This window comes from Dechloromonas hankyongensis (assembly GCF_022012295.1).
Lineage (GTDB): Bacteria > Pseudomonadota > Gammaproteobacteria > Burkholderiales > Rhodocyclaceae > Azonexus > Azonexus hankyongensis.
Map to the genome: position 1 here is coordinate 234,457 of NZ_JAKLTN010000002.1, position 25,161 is coordinate 259,617.

21 protein-coding genes are annotated in these 25,161 nt (G+C 63.2%); 12 read left to right on the forward strand and 9 right to left on the reverse strand.

From position 1 onward, the window contains the following. Positions 1-174: 174 nt before the first annotated feature. On the forward strand, positions 175-4,308 hold the full coding sequence (locus LZ012_RS09620) for a PAS domain S-box protein (protein ID WP_275710139.1): 4,134 nt from the start codon (positions 175-177) through the stop codon (positions 4,306-4,308). Between the two features lie 67 nt (positions 4,309-4,375). Here the strand turns inward: LZ012_RS09620 and LZ012_RS09625 are convergent, their stop codons facing one another. Next, complete coding sequence (locus tag LZ012_RS09625; protein ID WP_275710141.1) at positions 4,376-4,690, reverse strand: BON domain-containing protein; 315 nt, start codon at positions 4,688-4,690, stop codon at positions 4,376-4,378. Between the two features lie 194 nt (positions 4,691-4,884). Between LZ012_RS09625 and LZ012_RS09630 the strand changes: the two genes are divergently transcribed. Further along, positions 4,885-6,294 carry a sensor histidine kinase gene (locus LZ012_RS09630; RefSeq protein ID WP_275710143.1) on the forward strand — a complete coding sequence of 470 codons (1,410 nt, stop codon included), beginning with the start codon at positions 4,885-4,887 and terminating at the stop codon, positions 6,292-6,294. Here the strand turns inward: LZ012_RS09630 and LZ012_RS09635 are convergent. Both LZ012_RS09635 and LZ012_RS09640 read right to left on the reverse strand, forming a co-directional pair. Then, positions 6,261-6,674 carry a response regulator gene (locus LZ012_RS09635; RefSeq protein ID WP_275710146.1) on the reverse strand — a complete coding sequence of 138 codons (414 nt, stop codon included), beginning with the start codon at positions 6,672-6,674 and terminating at the stop codon, positions 6,261-6,263. The genes LZ012_RS09630 and LZ012_RS09635 overlap by 34 nt on opposite strands. A gap of 3 nt (positions 6,675-6,677) precedes the next feature. Then, positions 6,678-7,313, reverse strand: coding sequence for a response regulator (locus LZ012_RS09640; protein ID WP_275710148.1), 636 nt, complete (start codon positions 7,311-7,313; stop codon positions 6,678-6,680). 289 nt (positions 7,314-7,602) lie between these two features. On the opposite strand from LZ012_RS09640, the gene LZ012_RS09645 reads away from it, so the two are divergent. Next, positions 7,603-8,235 carry an MlaC/ttg2D family ABC transporter substrate-binding protein gene (locus LZ012_RS09645; protein ID WP_275710150.1) on the forward strand — a complete coding sequence of 211 codons (633 nt, stop codon included), beginning with the start codon at positions 7,603-7,605 and terminating at the stop codon, positions 8,233-8,235. 72 nt (positions 8,236-8,307) lie between these two features. On the opposite strand, the gene LZ012_RS09650 is transcribed toward LZ012_RS09645, so the two are convergent. After that, complete coding sequence (locus tag LZ012_RS09650; protein ID WP_275710152.1) at positions 8,308-10,263, reverse strand: AsmA family protein; 1,956 nt, start codon at positions 10,261-10,263, stop codon at positions 8,308-8,310. 445 nt (positions 10,264-10,708) lie between these two features. Between LZ012_RS09650 and LZ012_RS09655 the strand changes: the two genes are divergently transcribed. Beyond that, positions 10,709-11,299 carry a CPBP family intramembrane glutamic endopeptidase gene (locus tag LZ012_RS09655; protein WP_275710154.1) on the forward strand — a complete coding sequence of 197 codons (591 nt, stop codon included), beginning with the start codon at positions 10,709-10,711 and terminating at the stop codon, positions 11,297-11,299. 33 nt (positions 11,300-11,332) lie between these two features. Here the strand turns inward: LZ012_RS09655 and LZ012_RS09660 are convergent, their stop codons facing one another. From LZ012_RS09660 to LZ012_RS09670, 3 genes are all read right to left on the reverse strand, one after another. Further along, positions 11,333-12,406 (reverse strand): GGDEF domain-containing protein, encoded by a 1,074-nt coding sequence (locus tag LZ012_RS09660; protein WP_275710156.1) that lies wholly within the window; start codon positions 12,404-12,406, stop codon positions 11,333-11,335. Between the two features lie 364 nt (positions 12,407-12,770). After that, positions 12,771-13,940, reverse strand: coding sequence for a DNA polymerase IV (dinB, locus tag LZ012_RS09665; protein WP_275710158.1), 1,170 nt, complete (start codon positions 13,938-13,940; stop codon positions 12,771-12,773). A 97-nt stretch (positions 13,941-14,037) separates the two neighbouring features. Then, complete coding sequence (locus LZ012_RS09670; protein ID WP_275710160.1) at positions 14,038-14,838, reverse strand: class I SAM-dependent methyltransferase; 801 nt, start codon at positions 14,836-14,838, stop codon at positions 14,038-14,040. Positions 14,839-15,007: 169 nt separating this feature from the next. On the opposite strand from LZ012_RS09670, the gene LZ012_RS09675 reads away from it, so the two are divergent. Beyond that, on the forward strand, positions 15,008-15,874 hold the full coding sequence (locus tag LZ012_RS09675) for an alpha/beta fold hydrolase (protein ID WP_275710163.1): 867 nt from the start codon (positions 15,008-15,010) through the stop codon (positions 15,872-15,874). 30 nt (positions 15,875-15,904) lie between these two features. After that, entirely contained in the window at positions 15,905-17,314 is a 1,410-nt protein-coding gene (locus tag LZ012_RS09680) for an FAD-binding oxidoreductase (protein ID WP_275710166.1), read from the forward strand. A gap of 30 nt (positions 17,315-17,344) precedes the next feature. Here LZ012_RS09680 and LZ012_RS09685 read toward each other — a convergent pair whose 3' ends face one another. Next, the gene (locus LZ012_RS09685) at positions 17,345-18,589 is read right to left on the reverse strand and encodes a nucleoside recognition domain-containing protein (RefSeq protein ID WP_275710168.1); all 1,245 of its coding nucleotides are present in this window, start codon (positions 18,587-18,589) and stop codon (positions 17,345-17,347) included. Positions 18,590-18,699: 110 nt separating this feature from the next. After that, the gene (locus LZ012_RS09690) at positions 18,700-19,398 is read right to left on the reverse strand and encodes a L,D-transpeptidase family protein (protein WP_275710169.1); all 699 of its coding nucleotides are present in this window, start codon (positions 19,396-19,398) and stop codon (positions 18,700-18,702) included. Positions 19,399-19,604: 206 nt separating this feature from the next. Between LZ012_RS09690 and LZ012_RS09695 the strand changes: the two genes are divergently transcribed. The 6 genes from LZ012_RS09695 to LZ012_RS09720 all read left to right on the forward strand — a co-directional run bounded on the left by LZ012_RS09695 (position 19,605) and on the right by LZ012_RS09720 (position 25,133). After that, positions 19,605-19,835, forward strand: coding sequence for a hypothetical protein (locus LZ012_RS09695; RefSeq protein WP_275710171.1), 231 nt, complete (start codon positions 19,605-19,607; stop codon positions 19,833-19,835). Positions 19,836-19,869: 34 nt separating this feature from the next. Continuing rightward, the gene (locus tag LZ012_RS09700; protein WP_275710173.1) at positions 19,870-20,274 is read left to right on the forward strand and encodes a hypothetical protein; all 405 of its coding nucleotides are present in this window, start codon (positions 19,870-19,872) and stop codon (positions 20,272-20,274) included. 100 nt (positions 20,275-20,374) lie between these two features. Further along, positions 20,375-20,758, forward strand: a complete 384-nt coding sequence (locus tag LZ012_RS09705; RefSeq protein ID WP_275710175.1) for a dihydroneopterin aldolase — start codon at positions 20,375-20,377, stop codon at positions 20,756-20,758. Beyond that, the gene (locus LZ012_RS09710) at positions 20,737-21,294 is read left to right on the forward strand and encodes a dihydrofolate reductase (RefSeq protein ID WP_275710178.1); all 558 of its coding nucleotides are present in this window, start codon (positions 20,737-20,739) and stop codon (positions 21,292-21,294) included. Before LZ012_RS09705 ends, LZ012_RS09710 begins: the two co-directional genes overlap by 22 nt. Before the next feature lie 38 nt (positions 21,295-21,332). Next, the gene (locus LZ012_RS09715; protein ID WP_275710180.1) at positions 21,333-24,362 is read left to right on the forward strand and encodes a bifunctional diguanylate cyclase/phosphodiesterase; all 3,030 of its coding nucleotides are present in this window, start codon (positions 21,333-21,335) and stop codon (positions 24,360-24,362) included. A gap of 84 nt (positions 24,363-24,446) precedes the next feature. Further along, the gene (locus LZ012_RS09720; RefSeq protein ID WP_275710182.1) at positions 24,447-25,133 is read left to right on the forward strand and encodes a TetR/AcrR family transcriptional regulator; all 687 of its coding nucleotides are present in this window, start codon (positions 24,447-24,449) and stop codon (positions 25,131-25,133) included. The last annotated feature ends 28 nt before the right edge of the window (positions 25,134-25,161 follow it).

The window sequence follows — 25,161 nt, forward strand, 5'->3', positions numbered from 1 at the left end:
TGTATGGGCCACTTGGCTTATTGACACACCCCTTTACACGCCCACACTGTTTCGCGATGCGGCAGGCCGGATGCCGGGATACCGCTTGGCACCGGCTATATCGGCTGCAACCTCCCGTATTGCCGGCTGTCAACCGTTCCTTACGGAAGATGTGGCGTAAAGGAGGAATAACTCATGGCCATAAACCTCGTCCGTGGGGCATCAGTTGAAATTTCCCCCGAGCGGTCGGGGGGCGCGTATCCGGAACAAGTGGCTAATTTTTTGCCTGGAATGCTGGAAAGCTCCGACGATCTTTTCGCGGCGGTCAATTCGGAACGGCAATTGGTCGCATTCAACGCCGCATTCCGGGGCGCGTTAACCGAAATCACCGGCACGCCACCGCAATTGGACCAAAACCTGGAGCAGTTGCTGGCAAACTTCCCGGTGCTTGCCAATACGGTCATCGAGCTTTGCCAGCGCGCCTTTGACGGTGAAGCGCTACGCCTCCCGATGGAACTGTTGGCGCAGGACAATCAGCAGCGTTATTTCGATGCCAGCATCAGTCCAATCACCGACCCCGACGGTACCGTCCTGGTCGTCGCCATCGCCATGCGCGACATTACCGATAGGCGGGTGACGGAGCAGCGGTTTCAAGGTGTGCTTGAAGCGACCCCCGACGCCATGCTGGTCGTGTATAAGGGCATTATCGAATTTGTCAATTCGCAACTGGAACGCATGTTCGGTTACGCCAAGGGCGCCTTGCTGGGACTGCCCCTCGAACGGCTGGTACCGGAGCGTCTGCGCGAACGCCATATCCTGCAGCGGGTCGGCTACGAGCGAAACTCGAAGACGCGCCCGATGGGCAGTGGTCTGGATCTATGGGGACTGAAAGCGGACGGCAGCGAATTCCCGGTCGAAATCAGCCTGAGCCCCCTTGAAATCTCCGGCGAAAAACGGGTAATCGCGGCCGTCCGGGATATTTCGGCGCACCGGCAGACGGAAGAGGATCTTCGAGACGAATCCAGCGATCTGCGTACGCAATTGGCCATGCTGCAGCGGCGACAGGACGCGCCGAGCGACCTCGAGGTGTACCGGGCTGGCTTTGATAAAGCGGCGGCAGCGATGGTGCATTACGGGCCGGATTGCCGTATCAAGCGGGTCAATACCTACTTCTGTCAGCTTGTTGGGTACAGCCGGGAAGAGCTGACGCAATTGAATTTTTCGGATATCACCCATGCCGACGATGTACTCCTCAACCTCGATCTGGATAGCAAGCTGCTTGCCGGCGCCATCGACCACTATCAGGTCGACAAGCGTTTGCTGCGCAAGGACCGGACGGTCCTCTGGGTCCGCCTGGCGGTGTCGCTGCAGCGCTGTGCCAGGGGCAAGCCGGAATACTTCATCGGCGTGGCGGAAGACATCAGCGAGCGCAAACGTACCGAAGAAGCGCTGCGCGAAGCCCAGTTGCGCCTCACCCTGGCTACTGAAATCGCCCGCGTCGGATATGCCGAGCTGGATCTTGAAAACAGGGGCACTTATCTTTCGTCGGAACTGAAGCGGCAACTCGGTTACGAGGACGCCGAGCTGCCCAGCACTTTTTGCGAATGGTCGCGCCGTTTGCACCCGGAGGATCACGAGCGTGTCACCAAGGACATCCTGGCGGCCATGGAGGGGCCGGGTGGCGGACTTGATCTCGAATACCGGTTGTGCCATAAGGACGGCAGCTATCACTGGTTCTTCGGGCGGGGCGTCGCGCTGGAGGATTTTCCCGGTCATGCCTACCGGGTGCTGTTGACGCAAATCGACATCACGGCGCGGCGGAATTCGGAAAAGCTGTTGCGCGAGCAGACGGAGGAACTGCGTCTGGCGCTCCGGGTAGGCCGGTCGGGGACGTTTCAATGGAATGTCCAAACCCGTGAACACCGTTGGTACGACGAGATGCTGGCCCTCTACGGCCTCAAGCCGGAGGAGTTCGGTGGGCGGGACGAGGATTGGCTGGACTGTCTGCTGGAAGAGGACCGGGCAGCGGCGATGGCTGCCGTCGAAGTCGCCCTGCGGACTGGCGACTATGTCGCGGAATTCCGCATCCAGCGCCGCAATGATGAGCAGATTCGGTGGATCAGTGCGCGCGGCCAGGTGTTTTTCGATGAAGCCGGGATAGCGCGACGCATGGTCGGCATCAATGTCGACGTGACCGAAGAGCGCCGGGTTCAGGGTGAACTGGAGGAAAGCAAGGCCCGCTTGCAGGGTATTTTGAACAGCCTCCAGGAAGGGGTCGTCGTCTTCGATGCCGAGGGCCGGGTGATCGATGCCAATCCCGCCGCCCTGGAGCTACTGCACTACCACGCTCCCGAGCAGATCCGCCGCCGGGTGGAGGAATTTGCCGAGTCCTTTGAAATGTTCGATCTCAGCGACCGCTTGCTATCGGTCGATGAATGGCCGCTTTCCCGCGTGCTGCGCGGTGAATCCTTCAGCGACGAGGAACTGAAGGTGTGCCGCAAGGACCATGGCGATACGCTGATTGCCAGCTACAACGGAACGCCCATCCGCGACGCCGACGGCAACGTGACCCTGGGTGTCCTGAGTCTCGTCGATATCAGCGAGCGCAAGCGGGCCGAGCGCGCCCTGCAGGAAAGCGAGCGTCGCCTGGCCTTGGCGCTCAAGGCCAGTAATACAAGTGTCTGGGAAGTCGATATTGCGACGCAAAAACTGCTGCCGGCCGAAGACGAGTTGTTCGCCATGCTGGGTTACACCTGCGAAGAATTGGGTACGGTAGGGGACTGGGTCGCCCTCATCCACGAAGAGGACCGACCGCTTATCAACCAGATGTTCGAAGAAATCATTCAGGGGACACGAGACGGTTATCAGGGCACGGAAGTGCGGTATCGCAAAAAAGACGGCAGCTGGTGCTGGATACTCTGTCAGGCGATGGCTACCGATCCGGATGCACACGGCAAAGTAACCCGGCTGGTGGGCACCCATACCGATATTCAAGCCCGCAAACAGGCTGAAGAGCGGGCCCGCGAAGCCTCGCTGCATGATCCGCTTACTGCCCTGCCCAATCGGGCGCTCATCTTCGAGTACGGCAGCCGTCTTCTGGCGGCGGCCCATCGTACCCGTGGGCACGGGGCGGTCCTCTTCATCGATCTCGACCGGTTTAAGCCGATCAATGACCAATACGGCCATGAAGTGGGCGACCGCGTGCTGCAGGAGGTCGGCCAGCGCTTGAAGGACTGCACGCGAGACGAGGATCTGGTCGGGCGTCTGGGCGGCGACGAGTTCGTCATCATTCTCGGGCATCCGGACGGTCACGCCCATCGGGCATCGGCGGTTGCCCAGCATGTGGTCGACAGCCTGCGGCGACCCATCGCAATCGATTCCATCGAGGTATCCATCACCCCTTCCATCGGTATCAGCTTCTATCCCGAACATGCCGACAATCTGGAGGGATTGATCCATGCGGCCGATCTGGCCATGTACCAGGTGAAGCAATCGGGCCGCGCCAACTATCAGATTTATACGCCGGAGCTGGATCGGCGGGCCGACGAGGTCTATCTGCTCGAAGTCCGCCTGCGGGAGGCTCTGAAGTACGGTCGGCTGGTATTGCATTATCAGCCGGTGATCGACGCCAAGAGCGGCGAGTTGATCAGTGCCGAAGCGCTCGTTCGGTTCGCTGACAACGACGAGGGCGAAGTGAGCGGTCCGGCCGCATTCATTCCCATCGCCGAATCGGCCGGGCTTATCGGCGACCTCGGCGAATGGGTCGCCATCGAGGCGTGCCGCCAGCACGAGGCGTGGCGCCGCGAGGGCATGCCGGTGACCATTGCGATCAACGTCTCGCCGCTGCAGTTCAGACAACGCGGATTCCCGGAGCGCCTGGGCAGCATCATCGCGCAAGCCGGGATCGACCCGGCCGCACTACAGGTGGAGGTCACGGAAACGACGGTCATGGAGTCGGACGACGAGGCCAGCGACATCCTGAACCGGCTCAAGGCGCTGGGCGTCAAGATCGCACTCGACGATTTCGGCACCGGCTATTCGAGCCTGAGCCGTCTCAGCCGCTTGCCACTCGACAAGCTGAAGGTCGACCAGTCCTTCGTACGCGGCGTGGACACCGATCCGGCCAGCCGGGCCATCACCGAGGCCATCATTGCCCTCGGCCACAACCTGAAGCTGGACATCATCGGCGAAGGGATAGAATCGGAAGCCATGCTGCACTATCTGGAGCAGCATGGCTGTGATCAGGTGCAGGGATTCCTGTTCAGCAAACCGCTACCGGCGTCGGAGTTTGCCCAATGGCATCGGCAACACCATACGCCGGTGGTTTAGAGGCTGCTTACGTTAATAAGGTGGGGTGAGCAAATAAGTCCCGCCGGGTTCTGGCGGGACCATCGCGTTATTGAGCCGACTTCAGGCGGATATCGTTGCGTACAGCCTTGACCCCGGATACCTTGGCGGCGATCTGGGCTGCCCGTTCGATTTCCATGGAACTGTCGGCAAAGCCGGAAAGCTGGACCGTGCCCTTGAAAGTCTCGACCTGGATGTTGGTCGCCTTCACTTCCTTGCTCTGCACGAAAGCGGTTTTGACCTTGGTGGTGATCGTGCTGTCGTCGATGAATTCACCCGTGCTTTCCTTGGCCGTATTGCCGGCGCAGGCGGTGAGAGCGGTCAGCAGCAGGAGGGTAGCGATACCGGATTTCTTATTCAGCATGATTATTCCTTTCCGTTTTGCCGGCTGAGCCGGATCGCCAGTCAAACAGCGATCCGGCTTTGAACGTGCCGACGGTGATTTCATCTTAGGAACAGGCCGTTAGGTCTGCTGTCAGATCAAACTGAATTGCCTGTAGGACGACTCCTGCATAACCCGGTCGACTATTTCCGTGAATGGAGGGAAGGACGAAACCCATGCCCACCGCTTTTCTGAAGCGCCACAACGGCCACCTCGCGCGCAAGTGGCACCATCTGCTCCTTGCCCTGGGCGGCGCCTTCGTGGTGCTCCTGTTGGCCTCCAGCCATTGGCAGGCGACGGCCAGCCTGAAGGCGCTCGGTGATTTGCGGCAGCAGGCGGTGCGTGTCGAGCATCTCGACAGCTTGCTGATCCAGTTGATGGACGCCGAGAGCGCTGTGCGCGCCTACCTGCTCAGTGGCAATCGCGCGCATCTCGAGCCCTATGACAAAAGCCGGGCCACCATCGGTACGACGCTGGAAGACATCCATCGCGATCTGGGCGCGCTGAGCAGCAACGACGAGGCGCTGGCCGATCTGTCCGGCCTGGTGGCAATCAAGCTGCGCAGTCTGGAACAGGCGGTCGAGCGCGGCTCGGCCGGCGAGGAAACGCGCATCCAGGGCAAGCGCTACACCGATCGCATCCGCGAACGCATCCTCGGTTTGAAGGCTGGCCTGGCGGCCGAGGCCCAGGATTCTTTCGACCGCTCGACCGGCCATGTCGAACGCACCCGCTGGGTAGTGGCCATCCAGGCCGGCGCCGCGCTGGCGCTCTTGGTCGCCCTGTTTTTCGTCGTCGAGCGCCAGTTCAAGCTGCGCGAGCAATTGGCAGCGTTGCTGCACAGCGAAAATCAGCGGCTCGATGCGCTGGTCCAGGCGCGCACTGACGAATTGAGCGATCTGGCCAGTTATCTGACCAACGCCCGCGAGTCCGAGAAAGCGCGGCTGGCGCGCGAACTGCACGACGAACTGGGGGCGTTGCTGACAGCCGCCAAGATGGAGTCCGGCTGGATCGCCCGCCAACTGAAGGGTGCAGCGGGGGCAGCCAGCCGGGAACGGCTCGCGCGGCTGGACAGCCTGCTCGACAGCGGCATTGCCTTGAAGCGGCGTATCATCGACGGCCTGCGCCCGCCGCTACTCGAAGAACTGGGCCTGATCAACGCCTTGCGCATCCTCGCTCAGGAATTTGTCGAGGGGGAAGGCAACCCGGAACTGCAACTCGAATTGCCGACCGAAGACCTGCTGCTGGCGCCGGCTACCGCGCTGGCCGTTTTTCGCATCGCCCAGGAAGCGCTGACCAATATCCGCAAGCACGCCGCGGCCCGAACGGTAAAACTGGCCATGCGGGTGACGGAAGGGCGCCTCGAACTGGCGATCGAAGACGATGGCCGGGGATTCAAGACCGGTTGGGAGCGCGGCCGGCATCACGGGCTGGCCGGCATGAAGCACCGGGTCCTGATGTGTGCCGGCGATTTCTCGCTGGACAGCCAGCCGGGGGGCGGGACCCGGCTTCGTATCGGCATCCCGGTGCCCGGCACCGCCATGCCGGCCAGCGGTCAGGCCGAGCAGGGAGAAGCCTGCCGGACATAGGCCAGCAAGTCGTCGAACTGGGTTGCCTTGTCGAAAAAACGTTCGACGCCGAGGGCGAAGCAGCGCTCGCGGACCACGGCGTTGCCGTGGCTGGAAAACACCACCGCCCGCGGGCGGCCGAAGCGATCCGGGGCCCGGGATAGTGCGCGCAGCACCCCGAAGCCGCTGCCGGCCTTGAGTTCCAGGTCGAGTATGGCGAGTTGGGGTTGCCGGCGCTGCAGCAGTTCAAGGGCCGAGCTTTCATCCTCCGCTTCGCCGACCACCGCGACCGCGGACAGTTCGTCGAGCAGGGCGCCGAGGGTTTGCCGTAGCACGGGCGAATCCTCGATCAGGATGACCGTCAGTGGGGTTTGGGCGGCGTTTTTCGGCAGGCGGGCCATGCTTCAGTCGGCTAGCAGCCCATTGCGCAGCGCATAGGCCGCCAGTTCGGCATTGCTGGCGACTCCCAGCTTGTCGAGCAGGCGGGTGCGGTAGGTGCTCACGGTCTTGATACTGAGGTGCAGCGCTTTGCCGATGTCGGATACCGACTGCCCACGGGCGAGGTGCAGAAAGACCTGCAATTCTCTTTCCGACAGCAGATCGTGGGCGGCGCCTGAGCCGTTGCCGGCGACCTCGTCGGCCAGCAACTCGGCCATGCGCGGCGACAGGTAGCGCTGGCCCTGGCCCAGAGTACGCACGGCGCGCAGCAGTTCATCCTGGCCGCATTCCTTGCACAGGTAGCCGTCGGCGCCGTGGCGCAGCATGGCCAGCGCGTAGCGTTCCTCCGGGTAGCCGGTGAGCACCAGCACCTTCAGATCCGGATAGCGCTGGCGCAGGGTGCGCAGCACGTCCACGCCGCTTTGGCCGGGCAGGGCGAGGTCGAGGAGCAACACGTCGCATGGGCATTCCGGCAGGCGGGACAAGGCGTCCTCGCCGCTGGCCGCCTCGAAGGCGATGCCGATGCCCAGTTCGTTGGCGAGGATTTCCCGCAAGCCGGCGCGGACGATTTCATGATCATCGACGATCGCGACATTCACCATGCTGAATTCCCTTTTCCAATTTATAGCGATACCTAGGCTTCGATTTCGCTGCGGCACCGGCGAAACCGGTGCAATTACCTTTCGCTACCGATTAGAACGGCCGTTGCCGGGAAGATTCAGCGCCGTATGCCGACTGCCGGTGCAGGACTCCTCCTACAAGCGAATCGTCCCCGGCTGACATTTTTCGCCGGCCCGCCCGGCTAGGGTGAAAGCAGTGGTTTCCGCAGGCCGGGCGGCGGGGGCGATCCGCGTCTTCACTCGCCTGGGCCAGACAACAAAGGAGAACATCATGATCCGGAAATTCCTGAAAACCCTCATCTGGCTGCTGCCGGTTTTCTTCCTGCTGCCCGGAAGCGTGCGGGCCGACAGCGTGTCGCCTGACGAACTGGTCAAGGGCGTGACCGAAGAGGTGCTGAGCATCCTGCGCCAGGACAAGGGTATCCAGTCGGGCAACAAGCAGCGGGCGATGGCCCTGATCGAGAAGAAGGTGGCACCGCATTTCGACTTTTCCCGCATGACGAGCCTGGCCGTCGGGCGGGCCTGGCAGCAGGCCGATGCCAAGCAGCGCGAGGCGCTGACCGCCGAGTTCCATACCCTGCTGGTGCGCACCTACGCCAATTCGCTGACCGCCTACCGTGACCAGACGGTCAGCTTCAAACCGAGCAAGCAGACCGGCGACGAAGTGCTGGTCCGCAGCCAGATCAACAAGCCGGGCAATCAGCCGATTTCGCTGGACTACAGCCTGAGCAAGAGCGGCAATGACTGGAAGGTGTTTGACGTAGCAATTGCCAACATCAGCCTGGTCACCAACTACCGCGGCAGTTTTGCCAGCGAAGTCGAAAAGGGCGGCATTGACGGCTTGCTCAAGACTTTGCAGGAGAAGAACCGGAAGGGCGTGACCGACCAGCCGCCCGCCTCGTAAGCCAAGCGGCAGCGTGCATTGCAAAGCGGGCGCCAAACGGCGCCCGCAGTGTTTTCATCGCCAAGTTCCCAGCTAGTTGGCCGCGGGAGTGCTGACTTTCGGCGCCCGTCCGGCCAGCGCCTGGCTGCAGGTCGTGGTGTCGGTGTCCCCGAGATCGATGAAGGGAATGATGGCGGCCAGCGGATTTAGTAGAGCGAGGCCCATGGCGGCGACGGCCTTGGCGGCGAGCGGCGTCGCTTCCGGGCGCAAGGTTGGATCGGCGAAGCTGCCGGTCAGACGGAACGGCGAGCGCAGGGTCAGCGGCGACAGGTTCTGCGGCTTGGCGGTGAGGCGCAGGTTCAGTTGTTCGCTGGCGAAGTTGATGTTGCCGTCGATCAGTACCACGGTGACCGGAGTGGCCATCAAGGCGACGCGTGGCGTGAGCAGGCCGTTCTTGGCATCCACGTCGATAATGGCGCACTCCACCGGTTGCCGGTCGTCGCCTTTGAACAACAGCCCCAGCCCTTGGGCGACATCCAGCCCCAGCGCTTCGAGCGCCAGGTGGGACAACGTGCCGTTGCGCACGAAGAATGTGGCGCGGCCGTCGAGCGAGCCGAGAAGCTCGGCCGTAGATTGGCCGTGGCCGACCAGTTGCGTGCGGCCGTGCAGGCTGCCGGTGAACCACGGCGGCGGGTTGCTGTCGCCACGGCGACGGATGTCGTCGGCGCCGGACTTGGCCGATGCCAGCCACTGGTCGAGACGCAGGTTGTCCCAGGCCAGGTCGGCGCGCCATTCGGGCCGGGCGGGGCGGGCGTCGATGGCGAAGGTGCCGGCCAGGCGGCCCTGGGCGGTGCTGGCGTCGATGTCGGTCAGGGTCATGCGGCCGCCGTCCAGCGTCAGCTTGGCGCGCAGCGGGGTAATCGGCTGGCGGAAAGCCGAACCGAGATCGACCCGCTCCAGATTGACGGCGATACCGGCGTTCAGGCGGGTCAGCGACGGCAGGTCGAGGCGGCGATCGGGCAGCGTGCGGCCGCCGGAAGGCCGGACGATGCGACCCTCTTCGTTGCGGGTGCCGAGGGCGGGCGCCAGATCGGCGAGGACGAAGTTCTTGCCGGTCAGTTCGCCGTCCAGGCGGGGCGGCTGCGGCCGGGTGTCGTAGGCGAATTTCCCGGCCAGGTCGCTCTTGCCGATCCGGGCGTGGCTGACCGTGATCTGCCAGATTGGCGAGTCCTTGACGATATTGGCCTCCAGGCTGAAGGGGGCGGTGGTCGGCAGCGTCACGTCGAACAGGCGGCCGAGGACGCTGAGCGACGGTCCTTTTATAGCCGCCGTTCCGCGCAGGTCGCTGACCCCGAAGCTGCCGGCGAAGCTCAGGTTCAGCCCGCCGTAATCGACCTTTCCTTCGGCGGCGATGGCTTCGCCGGCGGCTTCGGGCAGCGCCCCGGGGAGGCCGGTGGGCAAGGTGATGCTGGCCCGCAACGGGCGCTCCCTGAAGCGGCCCGATATCTCGGCGCTGGTGGCGCGGGCCGCGCCATTTTCGTCGGAACTGATCCGGGCATTGAGATCGGTGGCCAGGATGGCGTCGCGGAAAACAATCCGGCCTTGGGCGACGCCCAGACGATCGACAGTCGGCGGCGGGCGTTGCGATTTTTCGGCAAATTGCCAGGTCGCCCGGCCATCGGCCAGGCGGATCAGCCAGGCGTCGATTTGCTCGGCAGCCAGGGTAGCCAGGCGAAGTGCCTGGGTATCCTCACGCAGCGCCAACAAATCGCCGTAACGCAGGCTCAGCGTCAGCCCTTGCGCATCGATCAGGTGCGGTACGGCAAAATCGGCCGGTGCGGAAATTCGCAGGCCGCCCACCTCGAGGCGGATCGTGCCGCGGAAATGCAGCCGGAAGGGCGTCGCGATGGCGACCTCGCGTCCCAGCTTGGACGACAGGATGGCTTCCGCCGGCGTGCGCAGGAAAAACCACCCGCTCAACTCGCTTGCCGCCAAGGCGGCAATCAGCAGCACCGGCAACGACCACAGCAGCCGACGCCGCGTGCTCATGGGGCGCCGCTCCACCACGCAGTTGGCGGTACTCGTCCGAAACCAAACGAAACGCTGGACTGCATCGATATGCCTCCAAGTCGATTGCCAGGCGCTGCCGGACTTCCCGGTCGGCGAGAGCAGCGGCAATTCATGTTTAAACGCTCCCCGGTTCTGTCAAGAGCATTCCGGGTTCCGTTTCAGGCGAATCTGTTATTTCCGACAGTCAGCCGGCGGCGGTGTTCCGAAACGCGAATACTGGACGACCTTGCCATCGCGTGATGAATATTGATCCGGGCAAGCACCGTCCCGTTCGGACGTCCGTGGCGTCGAACTTTCCGGGCTGGCCTTCAGTCGTACCGGGAGTCCGGGGCAAAATGCTGCCCGGGAGGATTTCCGGTTCGGTGCGCCCATGTCTTCCAAGTTGTCCACCAGGTATCTGGCGGCTGAATTTTCTTTTCTTTTTTTGAGTTGCCCAGCCTTTTTCTGGTGGGAATGCGAGACGCTGAGGCACTGGATCGTTCCGCAACTAGTTGGCGTCGCATCGATCTGCCTGTGGTTGCTGTGGCGCGATCCGGACTTCGACCGCCGCTGCCTGATGGCCCTGCCTGAGCTGTGGCGCAGGCATCTGCTGCGCATTGCGCGGATTTTCATTCCGGGCGGCGCCGCGCTGCTGGGCTGGGTCGCGTGGTCGGATGAAGCCAGCCTGTTCGACTTGCCCCGGCAGCAGCCACACCAGTGGCTGGCCTTGATGCTGCTTTATCCGCTGGGCTCGGTCCTGGCCCAGGAACTCATTTTCCGCGTCTTTGTATTCCATCGTTATCGACGGCTGTTCGGCGCCGATTCCGGCATGGTGCTGGCGAGCTCGGTGTCCTTCGCGCTTGCCCATTTCGTGCTCGGCAACCTGCTCGCGCCCCTGCTTTCCTTCTTCGGTGGCCTGCTCTTCTCGCTGACTTACCGCAAAACGCGCTCCTTCGCCGTGGTGGCGCTCGAACATTGGGTGTGGGGCGCCTGGCTGTTCAGCGTCGGCCTTGGCCGCTATTTCGGTGGCAACTAGTCGGCCCAATGTGCGTGCCGCGGCAGAACTCGTTCAGGTGCAAATCTTGAAACCGGCGTGGGATTTCGCCTCGTACATCTTGGCGTCGGCCAGGCGCAGCAATTCCTCGGGATCGACGAATTCCTCGGGGCCGGTCTGCACTACACCTATGCTCAGCGTGACGCTGGAAACCCGCGCCTTGAACTGCTCGATGAGGCGCTTGCAGGTCAGCTCGGCGTTGGCCAGATTGCATTCGGGCAGGGCCAGACAGAATTCGTCGCCGCCGTAGCGGCAGGGAAAATCCGATTCGCGGCTGACGTTCAGCAAGGCTTCGCCGATCATGCGCAGGATTTCGTCGCCCGACGAATGGCCACGGGTGTCGTTGATCTGCTTGAAGGCATCGACATCGAAATAGATTAGGCAGAACGGCCGCTTGTGGCGGCTGGCCACCATCAGCTCGCGGCGCAGGTAATCGCGCAACGAGCGCTGGTTGTAGAGGCCGGTCAGCGGATCGCGGCGCGACAATTCATGCAGCTGGTGGGTGCGCTCGGCGACCTTGCCTTCCAGCTCCTTGGCGTAGTTCTGGACCTTGTCCTTGGCCAGTTCGACTTCGGCTAGCAGGGAGCGGATATAGGTGTCGAAGACCAGCGTGGTGTCGAAATAAAGCAGCTTGTCGATCGCGCCCATGACCTTGCTGACGTGCTCCTTGTCCTCGAGATAACGATTGAGGGCGGCGTCGATTCCGTCTTTCAGCGTCTTCACGGCGGACAGGTACAGCTTGGGTTCGACCCCGATCCGCTTGTGCACCATGCCGATCCGCAAGCGGTTATTGACGTATTCGATGTCGTAATAGCCGTCGAACAGGCCGAGGATGTAGGCGCGCTGGGCCGAGTGCAGGCGGGCCAGGGTATCGGAGTCGCCAATGAGCAGGGCGATTTCCTCGATTGCCGTCTGCTTTTCGTAGAACTCGGTGACGATGGCGTCGATGTGTCGGGTGATCAGTTCCTTGCAGGACAGCAACAGCGCCACGTCGTCCTCGGAAAAACCCAGGAACTCCTTGCGCCGGGCAATTTCCAGCTCGGTGATCTGCAGTTGCTCCAGCAATGTCTTGTTCGTCGTTTGGATCAAGATGGTCTCCGCGAAGTCGACGCGCATTCGGGCGCGGGGCCTATTATGGGCCGGCAACATGGCACGGCTGCTACGTTAGCGCTTTTGGTGCATTTGTGCAGCTTGCGAGATCGCCGAATGGACCGGTATCGATCAATCGACGGGGCGATATGCCCGCCCGTCTTAGACAAAAAAATGCCCGCACGGGGCGGGCATTAAATCCAATCCGTTGAGGAGGTTGGAGGAGACATGGATGCATTATGCACAACAGCATTGTGCATTGCACCAATTTCTTTGTATCGGTTTGTAACGATTATTGACTGGCCTGCGTTTGAGGTGATTTTGCTATCGCAGCATGGCTGCCGATGTCAGCTGTTTCAGCCGATCAAAGCGGCAGTTCCGCCTGCACGGCGGCGGTCGGCGCCGCGAGTTCGGCTGCAGGCAGCAGCGTGCCGGCCCGGACGCCCAGCAGGCGCATGCGCTGGTCGAGCGGTACCCGCTTCAGGCATTCGCCGGCCGCCTTGCGGATCAGGCGGCCATCGGCTGTCGGCGTGGACAGCGTGATGTCCCGCGTCACGGCCTGGAAATCGGCGTAGCGCAGCTTGATGCCGATGGTGCGCGCCACGTAGCCCTTGCGGGCGAGGTCGTCGGCGACGCGCAGGCAGATGCCGGTGAAGATTTCCGACAGTTCGTCGCGGTCCAGCTTGGCGTGCAGATCACGCTGAAAGGTGCTTTCCCGGCTGATCGACTTGGGTTCGCGGCTGGTCTTGATCGGACGCTCGTCGATGCCGTGCGCCACCTGCTGCAGCCAGCTGCCCATGGTTCGGCCGAAGTGGCGGACCAGCAACTCGCCCGGGGCGGCGGCCAGTTCGCCGACGCTATGGATGCCCAGCTTGCCGAGGCGCTCGCTGGCCTTGGGACCGATGCCGTTGATCTTGCGGGCGGGCAGGGGCCAGATGCGGTCGGGAATGTCCGCCATGCCGAGCACGGTGATGCCGTCCGGCTTGTCGAGGTCGGAGCAGATCTTGGCCAGCAGCTTGTTGGGCGTGATACCGATCGAGCAGGTCAGGCCGGTGGCGTCGAATACCGCCTGCTTGATGCGGCGGGCCAGCGACTGGCTGTCTTCGTCGAAATCGGACAGGTCGATGAAAATTTCGTCGATGCCGCGATCCTCGATGAGTGGCGCGATGCCGGCGACCGCCGTCTTGAAGCGCCTCGAATAGTCGCGATAGGCGTCGAAATTGGCCGGCAGCAGGATGGCGTCGGGCGCCAGGCGGGCCGATTTCATCAGCCCCATGGCCGAGAAGACGCCCAGGGCGCGGGCTTCGTAGGTCGAGGTGGTGACCACCCCGCGCCCGACATAGTCGCGCAGGCGGGCAAAGCGCCGGCTGCCGTCGGGCTCCATGACCGGCTGATCGACGCTGCGCCCGCCGACAACCACCGCCTGCCCGCGCAGTTCCGGGTAGTGCAGCAATTCCACCGAGGCGAAGAAGGCGTCCATGTCGAGATGGGCGATGCGCCTTTCGCTGGTGTTGCCTGGGGGCGGGGCGGTCATGTCAGGCGGTGCGGTAACTGTGTATTTGTACAGTTATTGATTCTAGCCTAATGACGCGCGGCGCGCACCGTTGGGATGCCGCGCCGCGCCCAGTCGTTCAGGCCTTGCCCTTCAGCGATTTGCGGGCATAGATGTCGAAGCGGCTGGATTTGCCTTCCAGCGTGTAGCTTGGCGTGGCGCCGGCGATGCACGGCGCCTTGCGCGGCCGCTTGACGACGATGCGGTGCGTCGCCAGTGCCAGCGCGGCTTGCAGCAGTTGCGGCGCATCGTCGTCATCGCCGACCAGGGGCCGGAAGACGCGCATTTCCTTCTTGACCAGCGAACTTTTGTTGCGGTGCGGGAACATCGGGTCGAGATAGATGACCTGCGGCGCTTCATCCGACCACGACTGCATCTGTTCGATGGCGTTGCCGCAGCGCAAGTGCATGCGTTCGATAATGGCGGCCACTTCCGGATCGCTCTCGGCACGGCGCAGGCCGTCGGCGAGCAGGGCGGCGACCAAGGCCTGCCGCTCAATCAGCGTGACGTCGCAGCCGAGCTGGGCGAGGACGAAGGCGTCCCGGCCGAGGCCGGCTGTCGCGTCGAGCACGGTGGGCCGGACCCCCGGCTGGATACCGACCGCCTTGGCGATCATTTGCCCGGCGCCGCCGCCTTGCAATCTGCGATGGGCCAGGGCGCCTTCGACGAAATCGACTCGTACCGGGCCGGCCGCGCCAGGGCCGAGTTCCTGCAATTGCAGGCCTTGCTCGCCGAGCTGCAGGCTGAAGCCCGCCTCGCCGCTCAGCGGCAAACCGAGCTGTTCGGCGAGGGCGCTGGCAGCAGGCGAAAAGGCGGGGTCGAGGGCGTCGATACGAACGCTGGTCGGGCCGCTGTGGTCCGGTTCAAGGTGCTGCTTCATCGATAGAGGGGGAGGTGTAAGGGCCAGGAGGCGGGCGGCGAGCATTGTAACAGCCGTGGTGGGTGCCCTTGCCCCAGGTCGCTCTGGTGCCGGCCAGCCTTTCCGGATGCGTCGGCGCGGCCAAACCGGGTTAAATTGGCGGCTTGACCAAGATCGCAAGGGACTTCCATTGCTGCCCAGCACCACCGAAAGCATCACCATTCGCGGCCTGCGCTATAACGTCCGCCACTGGGGGCCGGCCGACGCGCCGGCGGTTTTCCTGCTCCACGGCTGGATGGATTCGTCGGCCACCTTCCAGTTCGTCGTCGACGCCCTGCGCCAGGACTGGCACCTGATCGCTCCCGACTGGCGCGGCTACGGCGCCAGCCAATGGCTCGGCCGGCCGTACTGGTTCCCCGACTACTACGCCGACCTCGAAGCCCTGCTGCAGCATTATTCCCCGGATGTGCCGGCGCGCATCGTCGGCCACAGCATGGGGGCCAACATCGCCGCGACCTATGCCGCGCTTCGCCCGCAGCGGGTAGCAGCGCTGGCCATGCTCGATTTCCTCGGCCTGAAGCCCGATCCGGCCATCGACGCGCCGGCCCAGATCGGCAAGTGGCTGGACGAAATCGCCGACGAGCCGCAACTGCGCGCCTATCCCGACCATGCCGCGCTGGCCCGTCGCCTGCGCTTCGCCAATCCCCGCCTGTCGGTCGAGCGGGCCACCTTCCTTTCGCAGGCGGTGAGCCGCGTGGCGGCCGACGGTTCCGTCGCCATGGCCTGCGATCCGTGGCACAAGATTGCCTCGCCGGCTCTGTACCGGATCGAGGACGCGATGGCGGCCTGGCGTAAAATCGCCGCCCCGGTGCTGATGATGATTGCCGAAAAGGGCTTCGTGAACATGCGCTTCGGCAAGGAGCCGGAGGAATTGCAGCGCCGCCTCGGCTGCTTCGCCGACCTGCGGGTCGAGACCGTGCCGGATGCCGGACACAACCTGCAGCATGACCAGCCGGAAATCGTGGCGGCGCTGCTTGAGTCCTTCCTGCCGCGCTGACCGTAACCGACTACCCCAAAGAATTTAGTGATGACCGATACCCTGATCTCCCACCTGTGCCAGTTGCTCGGCGCCGATGCCGTGACCCGTGCCGATGGAATCGACGCCCGCTACCGCACGGAGTTTTTCTCGTCGCAGCCGGTTGCCAGCCAGCCCTGCGGCCTGGTCCGGCCGCGCAGCACCGAGGAGTTGTCGAGCATCCTCAAGCTATGCCATGGCCACAGGCGGGCCATCGTCGTCCAGGGCGGCATGACTGGCCTGTCCGGCGGCGCCTTGCCCGGCGACGGCGAATTGATCGTGTCGCTGGAGCGCCTGCGCGGCATCGAGGAAATCGACACCCTGGCCGGCACGATGACCGTGCTGGCCGCCACCCCATTGCAGGAAGCGCAGGAAGCGGCCGCCGCGCAGGGTTTCCTGCTCGCCATCGACCTCGGCGCGCGCGGTTCCTGCCATGTCGCCGGCAACGTGGCAACCAATGCCGGTGGCAACCGGGTGGTCCGCTACGGCATGGCGCGCCAGCAGGTACTCGGCCTGGAAGTCGTGCTCGCCGACGGCACGGTGATCCGTTCGCTGAACAAGATGCTGAAGAACAATGCCGGTTTCGACCTGAAACACCTGTTCATCGGCAGCGAGGGGACGCTGGGCGTCATCAGCCGCGTCGTCTTCAAGCTCGAACCGCTGCCGTCCTGCGTGCAGACGGCCCTGTGCGCCGTTCCGTCCTACGGTGACGTGGTGGCCCTGCTGCGCCACGCCCAGCGCACGCTCTCCGGGCGCCTGTCGGCCTTCGAGGTGATGTGGTCGAATTTCTACGACCTGGTCACCCGGCGCCTGCCCGGGCAGCGCACGCCGCTGCCGCACGGTTCCCCGTTCTACGTGCTGCTCGATCTGCAGGGCAGCGATGCCGCGCTGGACGCTGCCTTGTTCGAAAAAATGCTCGAACAGGCCATGGAGGAGGGGCTGGTCACCGATGCCGTGATCGCCGCCTCGGACAAGGAAACCCAGTCGCTGTGGAAAATGCGCGATGCGCCGGGCGAATTCCCGGTGGTCTGGCCCGTCGTCGTCAGCTTCGACATCAGCCTGCCGATCGGCGCCATCGGACCTTACGCCGAGGCCCTGCACGCCAGGCTGGATAGCCAGTTCCCGGGCTGCGAATACGTCACCTTCGGGCACATCGGCGACAGCAACCTGCACGTCTGCGTCCATGTCCCGGGCACCACGGCGGAAACCTTCCCGGAGCATGCGATCAAGGATTGCCTGTACGACCTGCTGCGCGACTACGGCGGCAGCGTGTCGGCCGAACACGGCATCGGTACCCACAAGCGCGAATACCTGCCGTATTGCCGGACGCCGGAGGAAATCGCCTTGATGCGGACCCTGAAGCAAGCGCTCGATCCGCGCGGCATTCTCAACCCGGGGCGCGTGCTGCCGGACGCGAGCTGACAGACACAGCCAGGCCGGGCTGATGCCCGGTCAGTGGTAGAAGGCGTAGCCGATCAGGATGGCGCCGACCAGGCCGACGGCGTCGGCGATCAGGCCGCAGGCCAGGGCGTAGCGGGTCTTCGTGATGTTCACGCTGCCGAAATAGACGGCCAGCACGTAGAAGGTCGTTTCGGTCGAGCCCTGGATGATCGCCGCCAGCTTGCCCTGGAAGGAATCGACGCCGTAGGTGGTCATCACATCGACCATTAGGCCGCGCGCGCCGCTGCCACTCAGGGTCTTCATCAGGCCAACTGGCAGGGCGGGGACGAAATCGGCATTGAGGCCGAGAGCCAGTACGGCGGCGCGGATGCCGCCGATCAGGTAGTCCATGCACCCTGTGGTACGGAAGACCGAAATGGCGACCAGCATGGCGATCAGGTAGGGAATGATCTGCACCGCCACGCCGAAGCCTTCCTTGGCGCCATCGACGAAGGATTCATAAACGTCGATGCGGCGCCAGGCGGCGACCGCGACGAACAGCGCGATGATGGCCACGATCAGCCCGCTGCCGAGCAGGCCGATCATCTGCGCCATGCGCTCGGGCGGCATGCCGTTGAGCCAGGCGTAGAGGCCGCCCATCTGCGCCGCGAAACCGGCGAAGAAGGCTACCACTGGCCGGCTGAACAGGTTGATGCGCTGCCACAGCGCGACGGCGACCAGGCCGGCACAGAAGGAGACGAAGGTGCCGAGCAGGGTGGGCAGGAAGATGTCGGCCGCGTTGAAGCCGGCCAGCCCCTGCTTCAGCGCGATGCTCTGGCGGATGGCGATGACCGAGGTAGGGATCAGCGTGATGCCGGCCGTGTTGAGCACCAAGAACATGATCATCGGATTGCTCGCCGTGTCCTTGTGCGGGTTGATCTCCTGCAATTCGCGCATCGCCTTCAGGCCGAGCGGCGTCGCAGCATTGTCCAGGCCGAGCATGTTGGCGCTGAAATTCATCACGATGCTGCCGCTGGCCGGATGACCGGGCGGGATGTCAGGAAAGACGCGGCGGAAGAAAGGCGCCATGGCCCGCCCGAAGAGCTGGATCAGGCCGCCGCGCTCGCCGATTTTCATGATGCCCAGCCACAGGCTCATGACGCCGACCAGGCCGAGGGAAATCTCGAAGCTGGTGCGCGCCGTATCGAACAGGCCGGTCAGGACGCGAGAGAAGATATCGAGGTCACCCTGCAGCGTCTGCACGACGGCGGCGGCAAAACCCAGCAGGATGAAAGCAACCCAGATTCGATTCAGCACAGGCGGCAGCGTGGCTCGGGGCGCGGTGCCACGAGCCGTTTGGCGGATGGAAAGCCGCCCAGTCTAGCGATGTCGCTCTCGGCTGTCATCGCGGCGGGCGAGGACAGCGGCTACGGCAAGCCCCAGGCAACTTGGTAGCGCCGGTATTCCGCCGCCGGCAACTGGACAAGCAGGGGGCAGGCCGCCGCATCGAGCCACAGGCAGATTTCCGAGAGCTCAGCCAGCGCCGCCGCCGTGCATCCCGCCGTTGGCACCCCTTCCGCCTGCCAGACGTGCAGAAAGATGCACGAACCCGCCGCTGGCCGGCATTCACTGTTGTGGGCAATGACGGCGCCGATGGCATAGCGCTCGTCGGTGCGCCGCATCTCTTCGTGGGAATTCCAGTCCACCGTATCGACCGTGCGTTGGTCGACCACCCGGTTGTAATGGCGGGAGGCGGGATCGTCGACGCACTTGAGGTCGCCGGTGGCGCAAAGATAGGGCAGGCGCGCCGATTGGGCGAATGGGCTGCCCGCATTCGCCTCGCCGAAGAGCGCGCTGATGGCGAAAATCCCGGCCGGAGCCCGGCCGTCGCCTTCGCGTTTGGCCGGCTGGCCGCGGCCGGTTGCCGGATGCAGGCCGCTACCCCAGGCCAGTCCGGCGCGACCGAGGCTGACCTTGATCGGGCTTCCGTACGCGTGCCAGACCGCATTGGGCTCGTCTCGCGCGTAGCGTTGCAGCGTGGCTGTCGTGCTTGCCCAGTCGCTTGCCGTGACGACGAGCAATTGGCGGGATGAGGCGAGGGGAGGCGTAGGACTCGATTCAGCCATTAGGTCGGGATCGGCTTGGCGACGGGTAGTGAACTGGAATGCGGGATGATTCTAGTCGCAATGCCTGACTTCGACGCGGCATCCGGTCACATATGGGTGTGTTGTATTTGCAATATTTGGCATTATGGGTTTGTCGGATACTTCTGGAATATTTGCCGGAATGGTATAAAGTGGTCTACGTAGCGGTGTGAAATCAAGGTGATGTTATGGCTATTCAATCAGTGACTTCCAGCCTCAGCGCTTATGCCAACACGGGAACGCAGGCCAGCCAGACCCAGCAGACCCAACAGGCTCAGCAAACGCAACAGGCGCAGCAGGCCGAAAAGCGCGAGCCGCGCCCGGAAGAGCGTGTGGAACGCAGGGAAGAACAACCTCCTAAGCCGGTGGTCAATGCCCAGGGGCAGCCGACCGGCACATTGATCAACGTGATTGCTTGAGGAACGGGTTTAGCTTTTAAGTCGGGTCCGGCAAATGCCGGTAACCTCCTTATCCGGCACGCAAGCGGCGGGTGGTGCGTTATGGGCGCAGATTCAACAGCAGCAGGCGCAGCGTACCGCCGATCAGGCTGAGCAGCGTGCCAGAATCTTGCAGCAGCAGGCCAGCGATGCGCAGGGCGTAGCAAGTCGCGCCGAGGAAAAGGCGCGCACGCTGCAAGTCGAGTCGAATTCCGCACAGAGCGATGCCGGCGAAGCCCGGCGAAATGTTGTCGCCTCCAAGTCGTTGGAGGCCGTGCAGGCAAAGATCAGCGACGTGCGCGGCCAGATCAAGGATATTCTGCAGCAGCCTGACGCCTCGGCTGCAACGACGACTGCGCAGGCCCCGGTGGTCAATTCGTTTGGCCAGGAGACCGGAACGCTGGTCAATGTGACCGCCTGATCGCCTTTTTCGCACCGCTTAAGGGCGCCGGCGGCGCCCTTTTTTCATGGGCTTTGCTATTGTTGTCAATATTTCAAATGAATAGGAAAGGAGCTGGCCTGTGCTAGCCAACCACTGGTGCGCGTCGGTCGACGCCACCATACAGCTGCGGACCGGGTGCAACCCGCTTGAAAAGCACGGGCCGCAGGCCGTGCTGGTGCATGCCGATGCGTGGGCGCCGATGGAGGCGGTTGCCGATCCGCATGACATCCGCCAGGTCGTCGATTACGAGGTGATTTTCCTGGCCATCCGCAAACTGGAACAGAACGGCCATTGCGAATGCCTGGAGTCGAGCATCCTGGAAGTGATGGATGCCATATTCGGCATGCCCATCGTGACTTCCGCCTTCGTCTCGATGCACAAGCCGCACGTGTACAACGGCCAGGGGAGGCCGGCCATTTCACTGTCCATGACCCGCGAGCAATGGGAAAAGAGCCAGCGCTGATTTCCGCCATCGGTGCGGTGGCGGCCAACGGCATGATCGGCCTAGACGGCTGGCTGCCCTGGGACATCCCCGAGGAACTGGCCTATTTCGAAGCGACGGTAGCCGGCGCAGCGCTGGTCATTGGCCGTCTAACCTACGAGTCGATGGACGTCGTGCCGGTCGATTCCTTCATCGTGTCGCGGCGCGACGATCTGATCGTCCGACCGGGCTGCCGGCGCGTCGCCTCGGTCGAGGAAGGTTTGCGCGGAGCGGTGGCGACAGGCAAGCCGGTATTCGTGATCGGCGGCGCTTCAGTCTATGCGGCGGCATGGCGCTACTGTCATCGTTTCTACCTGACGCGGATCGAACGGGATTTCGCCGGCGATTCGCGCTTTCCCGAATCGATACGGCTGGACGACTGGGTGCTGGAGCGGGAGACCGTCCGCCAATTGCACGAAAACAAGACAGACAGCGATGTTACCTGCCGTTTTTTGGTGTTTCGGCAACAAAATCCCCTGATTTTGATTTCCGCGGATTGCAATTCACCGATGGGCTGATCAGAATGCCTCGGGGAGACTAATTAGAAGCCTGATAAATGGACACCACCTCTAAAAATAACGACCGCTCCGGCTACCATCTGTGGATCGCACTGATTGTCCTGGTGGGCGGCGGTTTCATGCTGCTGGCCTATGTGTTGTGGTCGGCCTATCAGGACGTCTGGGTTGAAGCACGTTCGGTCGCCGTAAGCCAGTCCGACTTGTTGGAGGCGCGCTTCGATTCGACCCTGCGCCGCGTCGAGGCAACGCTCGATGACTTGGCCGAACGCACTTCCGTGGACGCCTTCCGGGCGGAGGCAAGCAGCCGCTTCCGGCCACGGATCGAAAAGGAACTCGAACGTTCCCAACAGGCGTTTCCCGAGGTTGCCGGTTTCCGCGTCATCGATGCGCAGGGCGACGTGCTGTATCGCTCGGGGGGCGGTGACTATGTGAATCTGGCGGATCGTTCCTACTTCAGGATACCGAAGGAAAAAGCGGATGCCGGGATCGTCTTTTCGGAAGTCATTACCTCGCGCATTACCGGACGTCCGACCATCGCCGCTGCCAAGGCAGTCCGCTCGGCCGACGGTCGCTTTCTCGGCGTGGCCAGCGCAGCGATCGAACTGACCTATTTCGAGGACTTGTTCAAGGCAGTTCGCTTGGGGCCGGGCGCGGTGCTGGGGATACGGCGCAGCGATCAGCACGCGCTGGTGGTCCGCTATCCGTCGATACCTACGGCCACCAACCAGCCGCTGGACCCTCTCAATCCCATCGTTCAGGCCGTGCAGGGCGGCGAGCGGCGGGGCGTGCTCGAATTGATGGCGCAGACCGACGGCATACCGCGGGTCTACGCTTTCCGTGTTCTCGACCGCTACCCCTTCTATGTCGTAGCCGCCCTCTCCAAGGATGACGTGATGGGTCCCTGGCGTCAGCGTGCGCTGCTCGTCGGATCGCTGGGCGGGGGCATGCTGGTCTGCCTGGCGATGGTTGTCGTCAGCCTATATCGCTCGCAGCGGCGTGAGCATACCGTTGCACAGGAGCTTCTGGTCAATGATGAGCGGCTGACCGCGGCCCAGCGCATCGCCCAGATCGGCAGCTGGGAAATCGAATTGCCCGGCCACCACGTCCGATGTTCGAACGAGCTGTACCGGATATTCGAGATTTCTCAGGGCGCCGACGGCTCGCCGTATGCGGACTTTTTTGCCCGGGTGCATCCGGACGATCGGGAGACGGTCGACAAGGCGCTGCAGGACGCTATCGCCACACGCCAACCGACATCGTGGGAACACCGTCTGTTGATGCCGGACGGGCGCATCAAGCATGTGCTCGAATGCTGCGAAACGGTGTACGCCGGCGATGGAACGCCGCTGCGGGTCACCGGTACGTCACAGGACGTGACCAGCCAGCAGGAGATGCTTTCCAGTATGCAACTGCTGGCCAGCGCCGTTCAGTTCAGTGGCGAAGCGATCCTGATCACCGACGTCGAAAACAAGATCATCACGGTCAACCCGGCCTTCACACGCCTGACCGGCTATGAGGCGGTCGAGGCGGTGGGGCGCAATCCCCGCTTCCTGTCGGCTGGCCGGACGACGCGGGAAGAATATGCGCAGCTATGGGCCAGCCTGAACGATCGCGGTTTCTGGCAGGGCGAAATCTGGGATCGCCGCAAGGACGGCGCGGTCTATCCGAAGTGGATGTCGATTTCGGTGATCCGGGATGACAAGGGCGACATCCAGTACTACGTGGCGCACTTTACCGATATCACGTCGGAACGGGCGGCCGAGGAGCGCCTGCACCAGATCGCTCACCATGATGTTCTGACTGGACTGTTTAACCGTTTCAGCCTCAAGGGGCATCTCGACCAGGCGCTGGCCGCGGCGCGACGCGACGGAACCCGGGTGGCGCTGATGTTCATCGACCTCGATCGTTTCAAGGGGATCAACGATACGCTGGGCCACCATGTCGGCGACGAGTTGTTGATCGAAGTGGCCAGCCGCCTGCAGGACACGGTACGTGAAAGCGACGTGGTCGCCCGTCTGGGGGGCGACGAGTTCGTCATCATGCTGACCGGTATCGAGCATGCAACCGCAGTCGCCCAGGTTGCCGAAAAGCTGGTCTTGAGCATCGGCTGTTCCTATCAGGTCGGCGGCTTCGATCTCTATACCTCGCCGAGTATCGGTATCGCCATTTTCCCGACCGATGGCCAGGACGGCCAGACCCTGATGAAGAATGCCGATGCCGCCATGTATCACGCCAAGATGGTCGGCCGGAATAATTTCCAGTTCTTCGACCAGAAGATGAACGATGCTGCGGTCGATCGCCTGAAGATCGAGCACAGCTTGCGCCAGGCTCTGGCCAATGGCGAGTTCCGCCTCCACTATCAGCCCGTCATCGATATGCCGACCGGCAAGGTGTGTGGGGTCGAGGCGCTGGTCCGTTGGCAGCATCCGGAAAAAGGCCTCCTGGCCCCGGGCCGCTTCATTGGAATTGCCGAGGAAACCGGCCTCATCCAGCCGCTCGGCGAATGGGTGTTGTGGGCGGCCTGCCGGCAGCTGGCGGAGTTCAAGGCGGCCGGACTGAGCGGGGTGCGCATGGCGATCAACATCTCAGCCATCCAGATGCGCAACGGCAACCTGCCGTTGCTGGTCCGCGGCATCATCGAAGCCTATGGGCTGCGGGCGGAAGAGCTGATGTTCGAGATCACCGAGACGGTAGCCATGGAGCAGCCGACCGAGACGGTGCGCATACTCGATCTGCTGCACGACATGGGAATCAGTATCGCCATCGACGATTTCGGCACCGGCTACTCGTCGCTGAGCTACCTGCACATGTTCCCGATCAGCCACCTCAAGCTCGACCGTGCCTTTGTCAAGGAAATCGGCGAGGACACCGACGAGGCGGTGATTTGCGATGCGACCATCGGGTTGGCCCACAGCCTGGGCCACAAAGTGGTCGCCGAAGGGGTCGAGACCACCGCCCAGCTTGAATACCTGCGCCGCCTGGGCTGCGACATGGTGCAGGGCTTCCTGTTCAGCCAGCCGGTCCCGGCCGAGCAGGTCATCGACTTCATCCGCAGCCGGAACGCCTAAAAACTTCCCGGCGACAAAACGCTTGCCAAGCGTTTTTGTTTTCCCTATGATTCAAACGAACGTATGAATTATAAGGAGGCCGCCATGGCTGAAGTCCGCACCAACGATACCCGCGAACGCATTCTGGATGCGGGCGAGCGCCTGTTCATGGCCCATGGTTACGAGGGCACCTCGATGCGCCAGATCACCGGTGAGGCCGGCGTCAATCTGGCGGCCGTGAATTACCACTTCGGCTCCAAGGAAGCGCTGATGCAGGAAGTCTTCCGGCGCCGTCTCGACTGGCTGAACGAGGAGCGCATGCGGGTGCTTGACGAAATGGAAGCCGACGCTGCCGGCAAACCGCTCAAGCCGTCGCAGATCGTCGATGGCTTCTTCGGCACGCTGTTGCGCATGGCCGATGACGAGAAGCGTGGTGGGGTGACCTTCCTACGCCTGCTCGGTCGCACGCTGACCGAGCCGTCGGAGTTCATCCGCGCCTTCCTGGCCCATGAATACCAGACGGTGATGGACCGCTACAAGGAAGCCTTGTTTAAGGCGTTGCCTGAGGTGCCCAAGGCGGAAATCGTCTGGCGTTTCCATTTCATGCTCGGCGCCACGTCGTACGCCATTGCGGGAACCGATGCCCTGCGCCTGGTGACTGACTGGCAGATAGAGGAGGAGGATTCGACCGATCGCCTCGACCGCCTGGTACCGCGCCTGATGTCCTTCCTGCTCGGCGGTCTGCGTTCCCCCTTGCCCCAGTTTTCGGATGCAGCGGCTGACAGCAACTAAGCAGCCACCATTTAGTACCCAATACCAA

Bases quoted from the DNA above. Each gene is read 5' to 3' on its own strand.
- LZ012_RS09620 (WP_275710139.1), top strand. From the start codon at position 175: ATGGCCATAAACCTCGTCCGTGGGGCATCAGTTGAAATTTCCCCCGAG.
- LZ012_RS09690 (WP_275710169.1), bottom strand. From the start codon at position 19,398: ATGGCTGAATCGAGTCCTACGCCTCCCCTCGCCTCATCCCGCCAATTG.
- LZ012_RS09715 (WP_275710180.1), top strand. From the start codon at position 21,333: ATGGACACCACCTCTAAAAATAACGACCGCTCCGGCTACCATCTGTGG.
- LZ012_RS09695 (WP_275710171.1), top strand. From the start codon at position 19,605: ATGGCTATTCAATCAGTGACTTCCAGCCTCAGCGCTTATGCCAACACG.
- LZ012_RS09645 (WP_275710150.1), top strand. From the start codon at position 7,603: ATGATCCGGAAATTCCTGAAAACCCTCATCTGGCTGCTGCCGGTTTTC.
- dinB (WP_275710158.1), bottom strand. From the start codon at position 13,940: ATGACCGCCCCGCCCCCAGGCAACACCAGCGAAAGGCGCATCGCCCAT.
- LZ012_RS09635 (WP_275710146.1), bottom strand. From the start codon at position 6,674: ATGGCCCGCCTGCCGAAAAACGCCGCCCAAACCCCACTGACGGTCATC.
- LZ012_RS09680 (WP_275710166.1), top strand. From the start codon at position 15,905: ATGACCGATACCCTGATCTCCCACCTGTGCCAGTTGCTCGGCGCCGAT.
- LZ012_RS09640 (WP_275710148.1), bottom strand. From the start codon at position 7,313: ATGGTGAATGTCGCGATCGTCGATGATCATGAAATCGTCCGCGCCGGC.
- LZ012_RS09670 (WP_275710160.1), bottom strand. From the start codon at position 14,838: ATGAAGCAGCACCTTGAACCGGACCACAGCGGCCCGACCAGCGTTCGT.
- LZ012_RS09700 (WP_275710173.1), top strand. From the start codon at position 19,870: ATGCCGGTAACCTCCTTATCCGGCACGCAAGCGGCGGGTGGTGCGTTA.
- LZ012_RS09720 (WP_275710182.1), top strand. From the start codon at position 24,447: ATGGCTGAAGTCCGCACCAACGATACCCGCGAACGCATTCTGGATGCG.
- LZ012_RS09630 (WP_275710143.1), top strand. From the start codon at position 4,885: ATGCCCACCGCTTTTCTGAAGCGCCACAACGGCCACCTCGCGCGCAAG.
- LZ012_RS09710 (WP_275710178.1), top strand. From the start codon at position 20,737: ATGGGAAAAGAGCCAGCGCTGATTTCCGCCATCGGTGCGGTGGCGGCC.
- LZ012_RS09625 (WP_275710141.1), bottom strand. From the start codon at position 4,690: ATGCTGAATAAGAAATCCGGTATCGCTACCCTCCTGCTGCTGACCGCT.
- LZ012_RS09650 (WP_275710152.1), bottom strand. From the start codon at position 10,263: ATGAGCACGCGGCGTCGGCTGCTGTGGTCGTTGCCGGTGCTGCTGATT.